The organism is Streptomyces sp. ITFR-6, assembly GCF_031844725.1.
GTDB lineage: Bacteria > Actinomycetota > Actinomycetes > Streptomycetales > Streptomycetaceae > Streptomyces.
Genome location: NZ_CP134612.1, coordinates 1,030,332 through 1,043,800 on the forward strand (window position 1 = coordinate 1,030,332; position 13,469 = coordinate 1,043,800).

Here is a 13,469-nt window from a genome sequence, read left to right on the forward strand (position 1 = left end):
GCGCCGGGGAACGCGCAGGCCAGGGCTGTCCGGACCTCCATTGGTCCATTCCACTGAAGGTCGCCGCGCGGCTCAGTCCCGTGGACAGTTCCTCGTCGAGGTCCCGGCCCGAGCCGGGACCGTACGCGTGAGGCGGGGCACCCGCGTGCCGGGCCGCCTCAGCCGCGCTTCGCGCCCTTCAGCAGCTTCTCGATCCGCTTGAGTTCCTTGTCGCTGAACTCCAGGTTGTGGACCGCCCGGACGCTGTTCTCCAGCTGGGCGACGCTGCTCGCGCCGATGACGGCGGAGGTGACCCGGCCGCCGCGCAGCACCCAGGCCAGCGCCAGCTGGGCCAGCGACTGGCCGCGCTCCGAGGCCAGTTCGTCGAGCTCGCGCAGGCGTGCGAGCAGCTCCGGGGTGACGGAGTCGGCCGACAGGAACGGGCTGCTGCCCGCCGCCCGTGAGCCCTCCGGGATGCCGCGGAGGTAGCGGTCGGAGAGGATGCCCTGTTCCAGCGGCGAGTACGCGATGGAGCCGGCGCCCAGCTCGTCGAGGGCGGTGAGCAGGCCGTCCTCGACCCAGCGGTCCAGCATCGAGTAGCGCGGCTGGTGGATGAGCAGCGGGGTGCCGAGGTCCTTCAGGATCCGGGCGGCCTCCCGGGTCTGCTCGGCGGAGTAGTTGGAGACGCCCGCGTAGAGCGCCTTGCCCTGCTGGACCGCCGAGTGGAGGGCGCCCATCGTCTCTTCGAGCGGGGTCTCGGGGTCGGGGCGGTGGGAGTAGAAGATGTCGACGTAATCGAGCCCGAGGCGGCCGAGGCTCTGGTCGAGCGAGGAGAGCAGGTTCTTGCGTGAGCCCCACTCCCCGTACGGGCCGTCCCACATCAGGTAGCCGGCCTTGGTGGAGACGATGATCTCGTCCCGGTGCCGGGCGAAGTCCGTCGCCAGCGCGCGGCCCATCGCGATCTCGGCGGAGCCGGGCGGCGGGCCGTAGTTGTTCGCCAGGTCGAAGTGGGTGATGCCGAGGTCGAAGGCCCGGCGGAGGATCTGCCCCTGGGTCTCCGGAGTCCGGTCCCCGCCGAAGTTGTGCCACAGGCCGAGCGAGAGGGCCGGCAGCTTCAGACCGCTGCGCCCGGTGCGCCGGTAGGGCATGTCCTGGTAGCGGTCTGCGGACGGGATGTACATGCGGGCTCCACGGGAGAGATCGTTCCGGTCCACGACGGGGTACGCCGTGCGGGCTCCAGGCTCGCGCAGATCGATCCAGCAGTCCAACAGGAGATTCCGCTTGGATTCAGCGTCTATATTTCTCAATCATGGAGTTGCGCCAGCTGGAACATTTCGTCGCGGTCGCCGAGGAACAGCACTTCACCCGGGCCGCCGAGCGCCTCGCCGTGTCGCAGTCCGGGCTCTCCGCCTCCGTCCGGGCGCTGGAGCAGGAGCTGCGGACCCCGCTGTTCAGCCGGACCACCCGCAGCGTCCGGCTGACCGAGGCCGGGCGCGCCCTGCTGGTGGAGGCCGAGCGCACCCTGGCCGGCGCGCGGGCGGCGAAGGACGCCGTGGACGCCGTACGGGGGCTGCTGCGCGGCACCCTGTCGGTGGGGGTCGAGCAGTGCGTGGCCGGGGTGAGCCTGCCCCGGCTGCTGGCCGCCTTCCACCGTGAGCATCCGCACATGGAGATCCGGCTCCGCCAGGAGGGGACGACGAGCCTGGTGGACGGGGTGGCCGGCGGGCGGCTCGACATCGCCTTCGCCGCCGCGGTCAGCTCCGTGGAGTGGCGCGGCGAGCTGGTTCCGCTGGCCCGTGAGCCCATGGTCCTGCTGTGCGCCCCCGGCCACCGGCTGGCCGAGCGGGACCGGGCCGGGTGGGACGAGCTGCCGGGCGAGCCGTTCATCGACTTCCATCCGGACTGGGGTCCGCGCCGGGCGGCCGACGAGGCGTTCGCGGCCGCCCGGGTCCGCCGCACCGTGGCGCTTGAGGTGAACGACGTGCACAGCCTGCTTGAGCTGGTGCAGGAAGGGCTTGGCATCGCGGTGGTGCCGCACCACTTCACCCGCAAGCCCGAGGCCCGGGGCCTGGCGACGGTACGGCTGGACGGGCCGGTCCAGCCGTACTACGAGAGCGTCGTGGTGCTTCCGGAGGCGCGGGTCATGAGCCCCGGGGCACGGGCGCTCATGACCCTGGTGCGGGGTCAGGACGCGCGCTGAGGTCTCTCCGCGCGGGCCCGTTCAGCCGACGGCCAGCACGAACCACCTGGCCGGCAGGTCGATCCGGGTCCCGTCGGGCAGCCGCTCGGTCTGCGGCAGGGCCGTGTCACCGCTGTCGAGCGTGGTCAGTCCGGCCGCCCCCAGGAGGTCCGGCACCTCCTCCTCCGCGGCGTCCGCCGGTTTGAGCCCGTGGTCGTAGACCCGGCGCAGCTTCTTGGGCGGACCGTCCGGACCCTGTGCCGCCAGCCGGAGCACGTCCTTGGAGGCCGGGGTCAGCTCCGCGACGAAGGCCCGGCCGCGCGCGCCGAGCAGCGTCGCCACGGCAGCGGCCACCGCGGGCCTGGCCTCGGCCTCGCTCTGGTGGATCACCGCCCGCATATAGACGTTGGCGTCCCCGATCCGCTCGTGGAGGGCGCGTACCGCGTCGCCGTCGGTCAGGTCGAGCTGGGCGAACTCGGCGACGCCCTCGGTGTCCGCCCGGCGGGCATGGCCGATCGCGGCGTGCGAGAGGTCCACTCCGATGGCGTGGGCGAACCGGGTGGCGAGGTAGCGGGTCTGGGTGCCGTTGCCGCAGCCGAGGTCGACGACGGGCAGCGAGGCATCGGCGTACGGCAGGAGCAGTTCGCAGTGCGGTACGGCGCTCAGTGAGGGATCGGAGTCCCAGATCGCCTCGCCGGGCGCGTCCGAGGTCGCTTCCCAGAAGCCTTCCCACGCCTCGCGGTACCGCTGTGGATCATTCATGCGCACTCCCAAGTCCCGTCACACCGAGCCACCTTGCACCACAAGGGACTACCGCCCGCAGCGGATCGGGGCAAGTGCGCGGACGCGACCGGCGGCCGCCTCTCCCCCGGCCGGGGTTACCGCTCGTTCAGCCGTAGGCCGGACGGGCGACGGCCGGGCAGCCGGGAGAGCGCCAGCTCGAACCAGACTGTCTTGCCGCGCGCCGTCGTACTGCTGCCCCATTCCCGGGCGAGGCCGGCCACCAGGACGAGGCCTCGCCCGAACTCGTCCTGCGCGGTGGCGTCGAGAAGCGCGGCGGGGGCTGGCTCGTCGTCGCTGACCTCGCAGAGCAGGGCGCCGGTACGCACCAGCCGGAGCCCGATGTGATGGGTACGTCCGTGCTTCACCGCGTTGGTGACGAGTTCGCTGACCATCAGTTCGGCCGACTCCACGGCGTCGGGCAGCTCCCAGTCGATCAGCTTGCCCCGGACCATCCGGCGGGCGCGCGCCACCTCGCGGGGGTCCAGAGCGAGTTGCCACTCCGCGACGTCGTCCTCCGGGATGCCGTTGAGCCGGGCCATCAGCAGAGCGACATCGTCCTTGCGGCCGTCGCGGGGGTTGAGTGCCCGGATGATCGTGTCGCAGGCGTCGTCCATGGACGCGGCGGGATGCGCGGCGGAGGCGCAGAGCGCGGCGAGACCGGCGCCGATGTCCTGGCCGCGCACCTCGACCAGTCCGTCGGTGCAGAGCACCAGCCGGTCGCCCGGCAGGACGCGCACGGTCGCCGTCGCGAAGGCCACCCCGCCGACCCCGATCGGGGCGCCCGTCGGCAGATCGAGCAGCTCGGCCCGGCCGTCCTCGGCATGGACCAGCACCGGCGGGATGTGACCGGCGTTGGCGATCTGGAGTTCGGAACGGATCGGGTCGTACACCGCGTAGAGACAGGTGGCCAGATACTGCTCGCCGAGCCGCTGGGCCAGGTCGTCCAGATTGCGCAGCAGCTGCGCGGGCTCCATCTCCATGGTGGCCATGGTCAGCACGGCGGTACGTAACTGGCCCATCATCGCCGCCGAGTTGAGGCCGTGCCCCATCACGTCGCCCACGACGAGCGCGGTCCTGGAGCCGGGGAGCTTCACCGAGTCGAACCAGTCGCCGCCGACCCGGCCGAGCCGGGCGCCGGGCAGGTAGCGGGTGGCGATGTCGCAGCCGGCCATGCGCGGCTCGACCTGGGGCAGCATGCTGTCCTGGAGGGTCTCCGCGACGTTCTCCTGGTAGGTGTACATGCGGGCGTTGTCGAGGACGAGCCCGGCCCTGGCGGCGAGTTCGGCGCCGGTGGTGCGGTCCATGTCGTCGAAGGGCTCCCGCCCCGGGCGCCGCATCAGGACCATGAAGCCGAGCACCACGTCGCGGGCCTTGAGCGGCACGATGAGCAGGGACCGGTGGGTGATCAGCGGACGCAGGTCGCGCTTCTCGAACTCGCCGGAAATCCGGTTACTCAACTCCTCACTGACATAAGGGATGATGACCGGTTCTCCGGTGACCATGCACTGGAAGAAGGGGGTGTGCTCCGGGAAGGCGATGGACTCCCCCACCGGCACGGTGTCGTCCCAGCGGCCGGGTTCGTCGTTGTGCTCGACCCAGACCCGGTGCCAGACGGTCGTGACGTCGGGCGGCCCGTCCGGGAAGCCCTCCCCGGCGAGGACGGCGGCGCGCAGATGCGTACCCGCGAAGTCGGTGAAGCGGGGCACCGCGGCGCTGGTGACCTCGCGGATGGTGCGTTCCAGGTCGAGGGAGGAACCGATTCGGCCGCTGACCTCGTTGAGGAACTCCAGCCGCTCACGGACCGCCGCGTATTCGAGGTCCAGCTCGGGGCGGGGCACCGCGCGGGGCGCGAGCCGCCCGTCGTCGATGTGCGGCGAGGCCGCCGGGCCCGGGTGTCCGACACGCTGCGGCACTCCCCAGTCGGGGGTCACCGGGATCCGGTCGTGGTGGCTGAACTCCAGCACCGGGTAGCCGAGTTCGAGTACCTGGGAGACGATCCGGGTGGCCTCGTGGACGCTCATGCTGGGCAGGATCTCGGGCAGCCGCCCGGACAGTTCCCGGTAGCCGGGGAAATCGGTGTGCTGGGCGAATCCGGGTGCGATCGTATCCGCGCCCCGCCCCTGCCCCGCCTCGCCGCCGCGTACCTGCGCGGAGTCCGCGGCGAGCACGAGCAGCCGCTCCGGGCCGGGTCCGACGAGCGGGTAGGCCCACCACAGGACCTCGATCCGGCCTCGATCCGGTTCGCCCACCCTGGCCCGGCCCGCTATGGGATAGGCGGCGGCGCCGCTCAGGGAGCTGTCCAGCCCCGGGCCGAACCCGGCGTACATCGCGTCCCGCACCGGTTCCCCCAGGTCCCGCAACGCCCCTGTGAACGGGAGCAGTTCACCGGCCGGGCAGCCGACCGCGTCCTCCCGGGCGACACCGAAGAGTCTTCTGGCACCGGACGACCAGTGCGACACGCGTCCGTCCGTGTCGACGACGACCACGGCGAGCGGCACACGGCCCGCCGCGGCGTCTCGCGGTTGTGGTGCCCTGTGCTCCGGCACACCGGGTTCCATGGGTGGAAGGCTCCTTCCCCACCGCAAGGTTCTGCGGTACGTGGCTCCATCGTACGGGGCCGTGACCGGCGCCCGCCGGTCATCGACGGAATCACCCGCGAAGGTGGTGCGCCCCGCGCATTCGGGGGGCGCACTGCCCTCGGCGCCGCTGTCGCGGGGTCAGTCCTCGTGGCCCAGCTGGAGGTCCCGTTCGGTGCGGCCGCCGCCCGCGACCTGGAGGACCGTGGCCACCGGCGGGTAGCCGGCGGCGATCACGGTGTACTCGCCGGTGGACAGGTCGACGAACCGGAAGGCTCCGTCGGGACCGGTGGTCACGGTGTCGATCACGTTGCCGGCCGCGTCCAGGAGCGTGACCCGTGCGTCCTCGACGAGCCGCCCGCCGCTGGCGCGCACGACGCCGCGCAGCACGGCGCCGCCGGCCAGTTCGATGTCCTGCCGGGTCTCCCGGGCCGCCTGCACACTGACCGGCAGCGCGGCGGGCCGGAACGCGGGGGCGTTGGCCGCGAGGGTGTACTCCCCCGCCACCAGCTCCGAGATCACGTAGCCGCCCTCGCGGCCGCTGCGGGTGGAGGAGACGACCTCGCCACGTACGTCGGTGAGTGTCACGGCGGCGTCCCGCACCGGAGCGCCGTCCGGCGTCAGGACGGTCCCGGCCAGCCGGCCGGCTCCGCCGAGCACCACGTCGAGCTCCACCGGCCGCTCGCCCACGGTGACGCTGACCGCCTGCGGCTGGTGGCCCCCGGCGGCAGCGATGAGGACGTACGAACCGGCGCCGGGGACGCTCAGCGCGTACCGGCCCCCCTCACCGCTGGCTCCCCTGCCGACCTGCTGCCCCTGGACGTCGATGAGGGTGAGGGCGGCACGCGGGACCTTGGTGCCGTCGGGGTGCTGGACGCTGCCGCTGACGGGCACCCCGGCGAGGTGCCCGGCGGGCTGGGGGCCGGGGTCGAGGCGGGCGGTGGGGATCGTCGCGGGCTCGGCTGCGGTTTCCGGGTTGTGGTGGGACACCAGCGGTTTCTCCTTGAGGAAGAAGGCGAGGAACAGGCCGAGCACGAGGACCGGCACCAGGTAGAGGAAGATCCGGGGCATCGCGTCGGCGTACGCCTGGATATAGCTGTCGCGCAGCGCCGGCTCCATGGCGTGGACCAGCTGCGGGGTGATCGACTCGGGGTCGGGCAGACCGGCCCCGGCCGGCAGGCGCACTTCGAGCGCCTCGGCGAGTCGCCCGGCGAAGAGCGTGCCGAACACGGCCGCGCCGACGCTGCCGCCGATCTGCCGGAAGTAGTTGTTGGCACTGGTGGCGGTGCCGAGGTCGGCGGAGCGTACGGAGTTCTGCACGGCGAGCACCAGCACCGGCATGATCAGTCCGATGCCGAGACCGAGCACCGCCTGCGAGATGCTGTACTCCAGCCGAGGGGTGTCCGTTTCGAGCCGGGACAGCAGCCACATGCCGATCGCCGCCAGCGCGCTGCCGGCGATCGGGTAGACACGGTATTTGCCGGTACGGGAGATCAGCTGGCCGGAGATGACCGAAGCGGCGACGATGCCGCCCATCATCGGCAGCATCAGCAGGCCGGACTCGGTGGCGGTGGCCCCGTCGACCATCTGCAGGAAGGTCGGCAGGTAGCTGGCCGCACCGAACAGGGCGACCCCGACCACCGCGCCGACGAGTGCGCTGATGTTGAAGATCGAGTCGCGGAACAGCCGCAGCGGGATGATCGGTTCGGGCGCGCGGTGCTCGACGACGACGAAGAGCAGGGTCGTTACGGCGGCTCCCGCGGCCAGTCCCAGGATGGTGCCGGAGCCCCAGGCGTACTCCGTACCGCCCCAGCTGGTCACCAGCACCACGCAGGTGGAGGCGGCGGCCAGCAGCACGGCGCCGAGGATGTCCAGCCGGGGCCGGACGGCCGGCTTCGGCAGCTTCAGCACGACGGTGATGACGGCGAAGGTGACCAGGCCGAACGGGATGTTGATGTAGAAGCACCAGCGCCAGGAGGCGTGGTCGGTGAAGAAGCCGCCGAGCAACGGGCCCGCCACGGAGGCGAGTCCGAAGGCCGCGCCGATGAGCCCCATGAACCGGCCGCGCTCCCGGGGCGGCACGACGTCCGCGATGATCGCCTGGACGCCGATCATCAGCCCGCCGCCCCCGACGCCCTGGAGGGCGCGGAAGGCGATCAGTTCGTCCATGGTGCGCGACCAGCCGGCCAGCGCGGAGCCGATGACGAACACGACGATCGCGAACTGGAAGACGCCCTTGCGCCCGAAGAGGTCGCCGAGCTTTCCGTAGACCGGGAGCCCGATGGTGGAGGCGAGCAGATAGGCGGTGACCGCCCAGGACATCTTCTCCAGGCCGTGCAGCTCACCGACGATCTTCGGGAGCGCGGTGGCGACGATCATCTGGTCGAGCGCCGCGAGCAGCAGCGTGAGCATCAGCCCGATGAAGATGAGCCGGATGCGGCGCGGGTCCGTCTCGAAGCCGGGGGCCGTGACCGCGGCCGGCACCTTCGCGGGAGGAGCGGGTGGAGCGGGTGGAGCGGGTGGAGCGGGTGGAGCGGGCGGCCACGGGGGCGGTTCGGACGTCCGCACCGTCGCGGTGTCGCCCGGATCGTCGGGCTCGTCCTTCACCAGAGTGATCCCACCCACCACGTGCCGCTCCCCTCGTCGCATCTGCGCCGCCCATTTCTCGCATCGCGATACAAGGGAGGGCAAACGCGGCGGGGGGGCGCTGACGGCGCACTCGGAGGGCTTAGCCCCCGGTGGGAGCCACTACGGCGCACAACCGGGCGGGCGGAAAGACCACCCGAACCGGTGAGGCGGGAAACGCGGACCGGGGGTTACTTCTCGACCTCTGTGGCGAGATTTCGCAGCAGCTCGTCGTAGATGCGGCCGAGTCCCTTGGGCGCGAAGGTGCGCTCGAAGAATCCGCCGATGCCGCCGGCGCCGTTCCAGACGGTCGAGACGACGGCCCTGGACTTGCCCTCGCCGGACGGGGTGACGGTCCAGGTCGTGACCATCGAGGAGTTGCGGTCCTTCTCCACGAGCTGACCGCCCCCATAGCCTGCGGCATGGGAGGGGCCCCCTGTCGGCTCGCTGACCTCCAGCAGGCAGTCGCGCACCCGCTTGCTGGTGGCCTGGAGCTTCCAGTGGACGAGGGTGCCCTCTCCGTCGCCGCCCTCACGCACCTCGTACTCGCTGAACTGGCCGGGCAGCACCTTGCCGCGGACGTCCTTGTAGTCGGCCAGCGCGTCGAACACCGCTTCCGGGTCCGCCGCGATGATCCGCTCTGTCGTGGCCTCGACCTGCGCCATGGCTGTTCCTCCAGCACTCGGTTGTTCGGGGTGTGCTGAGCCAACCACCTCCGGCACCCGGCTCAAAATCCGGTCGGGGACGAAGGGGAGGAAACAATCAAGGGAACAAGTGTTCTATTCTCGGGTCAGTGCTACCTAGGAGGCGTCCATGCGCTGGGACAATCTGGCAGATAACCCCGCCAAGACCACCAAGAGCGGGAAGGCCGCGCTCTTCGCCGCGGACGCGGTGACGACTCGTACCTTCGACATTCCGGAGTTCCGGGGCATCACCTTCCACGAGGTCCGGGCCCGCTCGGCGCTGAACCGGGTGCCCGGCGCGTCCCGGATGCCCTTCGAATGGACGGTGAACCCCTACCGAGGCTGTTCGCACGCCTGCTTGCACTTCACTGCATGACCCTATTGAGCCCCGGGAGGGCCGATGCTCAGCACTCCGAAAGCGGACAGGGCCTGGAAAGTCATGACAAAGTCATTCGCGGCTCCGGAGGCGCCAGGCCAGCATGCCGCCCCGAGCGAGGCGGAGAGGACGGCTTACATCGTGCTGCTGCGTGAACCGACTGCGCGCTCAGGCGGCGCCGACGCGAGTCAGTGGCTGCTGCTGCGCGACCGCACAGCGAAGCGCTTGTAACGACGCACCAGCAGCAGCCGCTTCGGGAACACATCAGTCGCCCAAGACGCCGTCGAGGCAGTCCTGCACCGGCCTGTGCAGGCCGGTGCCGAACCAGCCCGCGGACCATCACCCCGCGAGCCCCGGACAGCCCCTGCGGCTCCCGTGATGCTCACCGCGGCGCCTCCGTGTGGACGCTCAGGTCAGCGTTGGCCGCCTGTGCCGTCGTGCTCTTCGTCGACTGGGAGTGGCCGCCGGGCGCCCCCGGGGTTCTCGCTACAGATGACCGCGGAGGACGCTTCTCGGAAGTTGCACCTGAGCCGCTGTTCTGACGGCGCATCATATCGTGGGAAGGCCGGGTGACCGGCCCTCCCACCCGCAGATACGTCGGCGTCACCGGCGGGGTCAGCCCATCCCCGGGAGCGGCTCGATCCGTACCGAATGTGGATCGAACGGCGCCCTGCCCGGACGGCCGGGCAGAAGCGTTACCGTGGCCAGCGTCACGACGACCGCGCGCTGCCGGTCCAGCACCAGATCCTTCCAGGCCTTGGCGGGGTCTTCGGCGGTCACGATGTCCACCAGGATGCGCGACCGCTGCGGGTGCGCCATCTGCGTCTCGACGTCAGCCAGCCGGTCCTTGATCCTACGGGTAGCGGCCTTGAATTCGGCGGGGTCCGCATCGTCGTCATCCGCGAACTCGTCGGTCAGGGAGCTGATCCGGGACCGCAGGGCAACGGCCTTCGCCCGCAGCTCCTCCGTCCCCGGTGCGCTCTCGTCGACGAGGAGATCGACGGCGTCGGGGCGTGACAGGCGCCGGATCACGTACTCCTCGACGGTGAGGTCGATCGGTTCCGTACCGCGCGCCAGGTGCTTTGTCGTCCGGCACCGGTACAGCGGCGTCGTGATGCCCCGCGTGCCTTTCGGGCCACCCCGCGACCCGGACGTCACGGTCGTCCCGTCGTCGCAGACACCGCACCGGGCGATGCCTGACAGCAGCCACCGCCTTCCCGGTCCCGGGCTCGTCGCCCGGCTCTCGTCCTCAAGGACGTGTTTCGCCTCCCGCCATATGGCCTCGTCCACGATGACCGGCCACTTCCCCGGGTGCAGCTCGCCGCGGTACTGACGCAGCCCTGCCTAGCGCTCGTTCAGGAGTACGCCGCGGATGGCGTTGTATGACCAGGGTTTGCCGTTGCGGTTGAGGACGCCCCGCCCGTTGAGGCCGGCGGCCATGCCGGAGAGGGTCGCTCCGGCGAGCAGAGCGCGAAAGCAGTCCTTGACCTCGGCGGCCTCGTCTTCGACGAGTTCCGTGCCGTCTGCGGTGTAACCGAAGCAGCGCGGCCCGCTCGGCGGCAGACCACGCTCGACGCGCTGGCGCATCTCCCGCTGCTCCCGCTCCGACATCTGCTCGACCTCGAACGTGTCGACCTCGTCGAGAAGGCCGGCGAGGAGGCGGCCAGCGGCCGTCGTGAGGTCCAACTCGGGTCCCTTGACGCACAGCACGGACACCTCGTGCTTGCGGAGAATCTCAATTCCCTCGGCCCGTTCGCGCCGGTTCCGCCAGAGCCGGCCGAGCATGTAGACGATGATGACGTCGACTTCGTCGCGCCGTACGGCAGCCATGAGCAGCTCGTACTGGGGGCGGTGCTTGCCGTGGGTGGCCGACTTGTCGTTGCCCCGGAAGCGGCGCCCCTGCAGGGGGATTCCGCGCCGTTCGGCCAACTCTGCGGTGTCCTCGCCTTGACGGATGACACCGTCCTTATCGCCCTCATCCGCCTTACTGATGCGCTCGTATGACGCACCCTTACTAAACGGGGTCATAGATTGAAGTATAGGTACAGGTCGGGGCATCCAGGGTGCGCCCGCCCCACCCCCAGAACTCCGTGCCCGGCTCCACCTGGACGTCCGGGGCCTTCGCGGCGTGCGCGTGGTGGGCGCGCATGCTCCGTTCTGTGTACGGGTCAAGGGGGGGCGAGTACCTCGGTGATCGCCAGCAACTGGGTGGCGACCGCGTCGGGTTGGGCGACGGCGCTGGCCGCCTCCTTCCAGAGTGGCGCACCGGAGGCGGCGAAAGGGACGTTTGTCACCCCTCGGCAGGACGCGACGGCGAGGATGCACGCCTGTGCGGGGACGCGACGAGGCCGGGCTGACGGCTGCTGTACTCGCTCGATGCCTACACTCAGGCGCATGAGCTTCACAGCGCTCCATCGCGCCGTCGGAGCGACACCAGGCCCACTGACCGACGATCTCCTCGACGCGGCCGTTGCTGCTGGTACGACGGAGGCAAACGACCTGGATTGGAAGGGCAAGCTGCCTCCGGCGAAGGGGCTGACGCAAACAGATTTCCCCAAGGACGTCGCGGCGATGGCGAACAGCGGCGGTGGCCTGATCGTCTACGGCGTGGAAGAGTCGCAGAAGGCAGCGACCGGGCGCGTCGACGCCGGCGAGTTCGATGAGACCTACGAACGGACGCTGCGCAGCGCCGCCATTACCGCCATCTCCCCGCCCGTGTTCGGCCTGAACGTGCACCGCCTCGTAGCTGACGGCAAGCGGGCCATCGCCGTGGAAGTCCCCGCAAGCATCGATGGGCCCCACCTGATCTACAGGAACGACTACTTCGGCGCGCCCATCCGGAATGACTCCGACACCGTGTGGATGAAGGAACGGCAGATCGAAGCCATGTACCGCGCCCGGTTCGAGGAACGCCGACACGCGAGCGAGGCGCTGGACGCACTGTTCAGTGAAGCGTCCGCTGGACGGGACTCCGACACGCGACATGGCACGCTATGTGCTGTCCGAAACGGTGCCCCTGGCTCTGACCTACGCCTCGCGGAATGGCGGCGTGCACCCCCTGGAAAACGTCGACCGGAATAGCCCCCGCCCAGGTTTGCGCCGCTGGGTTGCCGTCAGCATGGCCATAGGCGATCGCTCGTCCTGGAAAGAAGCCTGGATGAGCATCCACCATGACGGCTCGGTCACCCTCGCCGCTGTGGTCGGCGGGCACCGCAAGAGCCACGACACCTACTTCGAGGGCTGGGAAGTCGCCTCCTCCGCCATCGAGTGCGCCGTCGCGGATGTCATGGCACTCCTCCGCACCACTGCGGAAGTAACCGACAACGAGGAGTACGACGTTCGTGTAGGGATCGAATGGGCCGGCCAGGAACCGCTCACGATCCTCACTACGGATAATTTCGGGCGTACTTATGACGGCGCCTCAACCCCGCTGCATCGCTACACGCCTGTTGAGACCACTGTGAACGCGATGGAGCCCCCATTGGACTACCACTGGCACGTTCACGATCTCGCTCAAGACTGCGTGAATCAGGGCGGCATCTCGAACGTGCAGGTTAACCGGCCCCCGGCCCGCAGCGACCCGCAGTAACCGGGCCAGCATTGGGCTCCGCAGGGTCGGCCGTCCGATGGTGTCTGCGGGCGGGAATAGGCTCCGTGGAGTGAGTGACTACTACAACCTGCTCCTGGCGGTGGACCTGCCGCCGGATCTGCCTGAGCCGGTGCTTCAGGAGTTGAGGTGGCTCGTGGGACAGGACGAGATGCCGGCGGAGCTCGAATCCGAACGCGTCTCCCTGGAGATCGCTCCCGCCCTCGCGGCCATCCGCACCCTCGACCTCAAGGTGGTCCGCGCTGGACTGAACGGGGCCACCGCCCAGCGTTACCTGTCCCCGCAGGAGACCGGCCCGCAGGGACAGCTCGTCCTCGGCCTGGTGCTGGCGCGCAACGCCGACATCCACCTCCCGCCACCCTCGACCTCCACGTCGACCGCGTCGTCGGCGAAGGCGATGGCTACCGAGTGCTGCCCACCTGGCAGCCGTACGACCAGTTGCCCGCCGTCGTCCGCGGCAACAGAAGGGGCCACGGCACCGGCACGAACGAACGCTCCCACAACGCCTACCGGGACACGGTCGGCAGCCACCTCGTCATCTCCTAGCCTCGGCGTTTCAGTTGGGGTGAGGGCGGTCACCGTGCCGTAAACGTGAAAGTGCCTTCTGAGCAGGGACGATGAGACTTGTCGAGGGTCTCTGTCGGTCCAAGCGGAAGGCACT

Annotated in this window: 12 protein-coding genes and 1 pseudogene; 5 read left to right on the forward strand and 8 right to left on the reverse strand. The window is 70.3% G+C overall.

From position 1 onward, the window contains the following. Positions 1–158 precede the first annotated feature (158 nt). Complete coding sequence (locus tag RLT59_RS04495) at positions 159–1,160, reverse strand: aldo/keto reductase (RefSeq protein WP_311302163.1); 1,002 nt, start codon at positions 1,158–1,160, stop codon at positions 159–161. A gap of 128 nt (positions 1,161–1,288) precedes the next feature. On the opposite strand from RLT59_RS04495, the gene RLT59_RS04500 reads away from it, so the two are divergent. Then, entirely contained in the window at positions 1,289–2,179 is an 891-nt protein-coding gene (locus RLT59_RS04500) for a LysR family transcriptional regulator (protein ID WP_311302164.1), read from the forward strand. A 21-nt stretch (positions 2,180–2,200) separates the two neighbouring features. Here RLT59_RS04500 and RLT59_RS04505 read toward each other — a convergent pair whose 3' ends face one another. From RLT59_RS04505 to RLT59_RS04520, 4 genes are all read right to left on the reverse strand, one after another. Then, positions 2,201–2,920, reverse strand: coding sequence for a class I SAM-dependent methyltransferase (locus RLT59_RS04505; protein WP_311302165.1), 720 nt, complete (start codon positions 2,918–2,920; stop codon positions 2,201–2,203). Between the two features lie 116 nt (positions 2,921–3,036). Next, positions 3,037–5,499: an ATP-binding SpoIIE family protein phosphatase gene (locus RLT59_RS04510; protein WP_311302166.1), complete on the reverse strand. Its 2,463-nt coding sequence runs from the start codon at positions 5,497–5,499 to the stop codon at positions 3,037–3,039. 159 nt (positions 5,500–5,658) lie between these two features. Beyond that, entirely contained in the window at positions 5,659–8,145 is a 2,487-nt protein-coding gene (locus tag RLT59_RS04515; protein ID WP_311302167.1) for an MFS transporter, read from the reverse strand. A 188-nt stretch (positions 8,146–8,333) separates the two neighbouring features. Further along, positions 8,334–8,807, reverse strand: coding sequence for an SRPBCC family protein (locus RLT59_RS04520; RefSeq protein ID WP_311302168.1), 474 nt, complete (start codon positions 8,805–8,807; stop codon positions 8,334–8,336). Between the two features lie 148 nt (positions 8,808–8,955). On the opposite strand from RLT59_RS04520, the pseudogene RLT59_RS04525 reads away from it, so the two are divergent. Beyond that, a pseudogene (locus RLT59_RS04525) lies at positions 8,956–9,189 on the forward strand (radical SAM protein); the annotation flags it as partial. A gap of 627 nt (positions 9,190–9,816) precedes the next feature. Here the strand turns inward: RLT59_RS04525 and RLT59_RS04530 are convergent. The 3 genes from RLT59_RS04530 to RLT59_RS04540 form a co-directional block, all read right to left on the reverse strand. Further along, on the reverse strand, positions 9,817–10,491 hold the full coding sequence (locus RLT59_RS04530) for a hypothetical protein (protein WP_311302170.1): 675 nt from the start codon (positions 10,489–10,491) through the stop codon (positions 9,817–9,819). A 54-nt stretch (positions 10,492–10,545) separates the two neighbouring features. Continuing rightward, complete coding sequence (locus tag RLT59_RS04535) at positions 10,546–11,229, reverse strand: recombinase family protein (protein ID WP_311302171.1); 684 nt, start codon at positions 11,227–11,229, stop codon at positions 10,546–10,548. Between the two features lie 140 nt (positions 11,230–11,369). Then, complete coding sequence (locus tag RLT59_RS04540) at positions 11,370–11,495, reverse strand: hypothetical protein (protein ID WP_311302172.1); 126 nt, start codon at positions 11,493–11,495, stop codon at positions 11,370–11,372. Positions 11,496–11,595: 100 nt separating this feature from the next. Here RLT59_RS04540 and RLT59_RS04545 point away from each other — a divergent pair, with 100 nt between their 5' ends. From RLT59_RS04545 to RLT59_RS04555, 3 genes are all read left to right on the forward strand, one after another. Next, positions 11,596–12,282 (forward strand): AlbA family DNA-binding domain-containing protein, encoded by a 687-nt coding sequence (locus RLT59_RS04545; protein ID WP_311302173.1) that lies wholly within the window; start codon positions 11,596–11,598, stop codon positions 12,280–12,282. 76 nt (positions 12,283–12,358) lie between these two features. Then, positions 12,359–12,790 carry a hypothetical protein gene (locus RLT59_RS04550; RefSeq protein WP_311302174.1) on the forward strand — a complete coding sequence of 144 codons (432 nt, stop codon included), beginning with the start codon at positions 12,359–12,361 and terminating at the stop codon, positions 12,788–12,790. A 70-nt stretch (positions 12,791–12,860) separates the two neighbouring features. Further along, entirely contained in the window at positions 12,861–13,397 is a 537-nt protein-coding gene (locus RLT59_RS04555; RefSeq protein WP_311302175.1) for a hypothetical protein, read from the forward strand. Positions 13,398–13,469 lie beyond the last annotated feature (72 nt).

Coding starts and splice junctions, on each gene's coding strand:
- RLT59_RS04505 (WP_311302165.1), bottom strand. CDS start 2,920: ATGAATGATCCACAGCGGTACCGCGAGGCGTGGGAAGGCTTCTGGGAA.
- RLT59_RS04535 (WP_311302171.1), bottom strand. CDS start 11,229: ATGACCCCGTTTAGTAAGGGTGCGTCATACGAGCGCATCAGTAAGGCG.
- RLT59_RS04520 (WP_311302168.1), bottom strand. CDS start 8,807: ATGGCGCAGGTCGAGGCCACGACAGAGCGGATCATCGCGGCGGACCCG.
- RLT59_RS04510 (WP_311302166.1), bottom strand. CDS start 5,499: ATGGAACCCGGTGTGCCGGAGCACAGGGCACCACAACCGCGAGACGCC.
- RLT59_RS04495 (WP_311302163.1), bottom strand. CDS start 1,160: ATGTACATCCCGTCCGCAGACCGCTACCAGGACATGCCCTACCGGCGC.
- RLT59_RS04500 (WP_311302164.1), top strand. CDS start 1,289: ATGGAGTTGCGCCAGCTGGAACATTTCGTCGCGGTCGCCGAGGAACAG.
- RLT59_RS04545 (WP_311302173.1), top strand. CDS start 11,596: ATGAGCTTCACAGCGCTCCATCGCGCCGTCGGAGCGACACCAGGCCCA.
- RLT59_RS04550 (WP_311302174.1), top strand. CDS start 12,359: ATGAGCATCCACCATGACGGCTCGGTCACCCTCGCCGCTGTGGTCGGC.